General features: G+C 59.4%; 3 protein-coding genes. 1 reads left to right on the plus strand and 2 read right to left on the minus strand.

What is annotated here, in order from left to right:
• Positions 1–411 (minus strand): MATE family efflux transporter (locus ACSHXH_RS19245; RefSeq protein ID WP_435673417.1); only part of this gene is annotated, 411 nt, incomplete at its 3' end.
• A 625-nt stretch (positions 412–1036) separates the two neighbouring features.
• On the opposite strand from ACSHXH_RS19245, the gene ACSHXH_RS19250 reads away from it, so the two are divergent.
• The gene (locus ACSHXH_RS19250) at positions 1037–1933 is read left to right on the plus strand and encodes a hypothetical protein (protein WP_435673418.1); all 897 of its coding nucleotides are present in this window, start codon (positions 1037–1039) and stop codon (positions 1931–1933) included.
• Positions 1934–2020: 87 nt separating this feature from the next.
• Here ACSHXH_RS19250 and ACSHXH_RS19255 read toward each other — a convergent pair.
• The coding region (locus tag ACSHXH_RS19255) for a hypothetical protein (RefSeq protein WP_435673419.1) at positions 2021–2665 on the minus strand (645 nt) is incomplete at its 5' end.

Genomic DNA, 2665 nt, shown 5'->3' on the forward strand with positions numbered 1-2665 from the left:
GATGTCGGCCTGCTGGCCTGTCGCGATCATAATCGGTTCAAGCAGCAGACAGATGCCCATTCCAATCACCCCGGCAATCACCGCAAGCCACAACGCCATTCGGACCGAGCGGCGCACGGGCCGCAGGGTTGGACCCCCAGCGCCAATCGCCTCGGCGATCAGCGGGGCAACGGCACCGGTCAAAGCTGTCATGGCCCAAAGCACCAGACCAAACAGCGAAACGGCAAGAGCGGAAGCGGCAAGCTGTTCATCACCCAATCGCGCGATAAAGATCACGTCGATCGCATAGGTCAGCATCTGAAGCAGGTTGGCCAAGGCCAGCGGCGTCGCAAGTGCGATGGTCGCGCGAAATTCCTGCCTCCAGCTTAAGCTAGCGGTTTCTGGCGTGCCAAGATGAGCAATGTCGCGCATTAAAAGCCTTCCGCCCGCGCAAAGATATCCGAGGCGGAAATCTGTGCTGGCGAGCCGACCCGCATAGGGCTGAGCAGCGGACAGGGGAAGGGTATTTTCAGCTTAGGCGCTGGCTCCAAGGTTCGCGCCGGAGAGAAATCGCTTTCACATCACGTTGAGGTTCGCCATACTTCGGCCAAATCTGAATTGGGGGGATTCGGTGCAAACTCATATTTCAACGCACGGCTCTGCTGCGGCTGGCTCGGCTGAAACCGATCATCAGCGCGCATCTCGGCTGCTTCCCGGTCCCCTGCCTGCTCCTGAGCAAGCGGCTCTGGACGCGGCAATCAGCGCTTCGTCACATGGATTTTCATCGAGAAACTACGCTGTAAAGGCGCGCATTCTGGTTGGCACGGCGGCCATTGCAGTTGCAGTAACGATACCCGATCTTTCGCTCGGCGCGATGGGGTCGCCCTATATGCGGGTCGATGTCAGCGAACCGATTGCCGCTTTGCCCGGTGCAATCTGGTCGCCCAGCGCGGGCTCGACAGGCCCAGTGTATGCGCAGGCGATGGCTGCTGAGGAGCTGGCACCCACGTCTCTGACTTTCAGCACCCGCCCGAACTTTGTCGGAACCGGGCGCGCGATGCCGTTGGGCTTCCTTGAGACAGGTTCAGAACGGTTCGACTTGGCCTTTGCCGGAGTAGAAGTGCCTTCGCCGGTTGCTTTTTCAATCTCGGCTGGTTTGCCTGACCAACTGCCCGCAGCGATCCGCCGGACGCCCGCTGTTACGCGGCCGCGGCTCATAGACATTCCGCAGATTTCAGGCCTGAGCTTGGCGCCGCTGCCGCGCGCTCAAAACGCCGATCAGCAACCCTCTAGGCAACAATCTGCCAGCCAGCAGACGACCTATCAGCAAAGCGCGAGCAGACCGCGCCGCGAGCTTTCGGCCAGCGCAATGACCAGCCGCGAACTCGCCATCGCCAATGAAGCGATTGAGGCGGCGTTTGCAGGCACGCTGGATCTTTCAGGCGGTGTTCGTGAAACGCTGCCGGGTGCCTCGGCTAGCGAGCCGCAAACAGCGCAGCCGGCAAGTGAGCAATCGGCAGGCATGGTCCCAATCCCGATTCCAGAAACCAGCCAAAGCGGCAGCGGCAGCGGTAGCGGGGCGGGGCCAGCAGTGCTGGTCCAGAAAACGCAGCTGGATGCGCGAGTGAACGGCGTATTGACCGGTGCGGTCGATTTTGAGCAGCGCGATGGCTCCATTGCGGTGCGGCTCGGTTCGGTTGTCGATATGCTTCAAGACCGCTTTAGCGCAAGCGAGCTGGCGCAGCTTCAGTCCGGCAATGCAGCGGACACATTCATTACTTTGGCAGACCTTCAAGCGGCGGGTATCCCGATCAGCTACGACCCGGTCTATGACGAGGTGTCGTTCGGCATTGACTACGAAGATGCCCCGCAGGCGGACAAAGTGCAGGTGGAGCAAATCGGCACGCCGTCGATGGGATCGGACCGCACGGTGATGGATCAAATATCGCGCTGATTTAGAGCAACGAAATAGGGCGGCACCATTGCTGATACCGCCCCAATCTGCGGGCGCTTCAAGACACCCACAAAACTGTTTGCACGCTTATTCGGAATCGTCATCCGATACCGCGACGCCGTTTTCGTCAACAGCGAGACCAGCGCGTTCTGCGCCGATTGTGTCGGCCACGTCTGCGCGGACCTTGTCATTGTGTTCATCAACCGTGCTGACCACTTCGCCGTCTTCGTCGAGCAGCAAAGCGGGCTCACCTGATCCGATCGGTGAAAGCTTCACGATCAGCGGGCGCGGCGACAGGAAGTTGCTGGCGCCATTGCTGCCATCAACCGCAGCGCCAATGCCGCCGCCGAGCAAGATGTTGCCAAAAGTCGAACCGCCAAGGCGCGATTGGATCAGCACATAGACCGGCTCATAACCTTCTTTTGTGATGTCCACGCGGCTGTCTGAACCGCGGCGCATTTCCAATTCGCAAGGCGATTCGCATGTCAGTCCATTCAAGAACTCGACATTCGCACCGCTCGGATCGGTTTCGGTTGTGTAATCGATGTTGGTGCCGTTGATCACGGTGGCGCAGCCACCAGTGCTCAGTCCTGCGGCCAATGCCAGCAGAGCCAGTTGTTTTTTCATTTGTTGTACGCCCCTGTTATCGATCCCCCTTGGATCGTGACCGTAGAAATAGAATGTTCCAAGACGTTGTAAATACCCAAAGGGTACAACTGAAAGCTGCTGCGT

The sequence above is a fragment of the Marivita sp. genome (genome assembly GCF_051251565.1).
Classification (GTDB): Bacteria; Pseudomonadota; Alphaproteobacteria; order Rhodobacterales; family Rhodobacteraceae; genus Marivita.

Bases quoted from the DNA above. Each gene is read 5' to 3' on its own strand.
- ACSHXH_RS19250 (WP_435673418.1), top strand. From the start codon at position 1,037: ATGCCGTTGGGCTTCCTTGAGACAGGTTCAGAACGGTTCGACTTGGCC.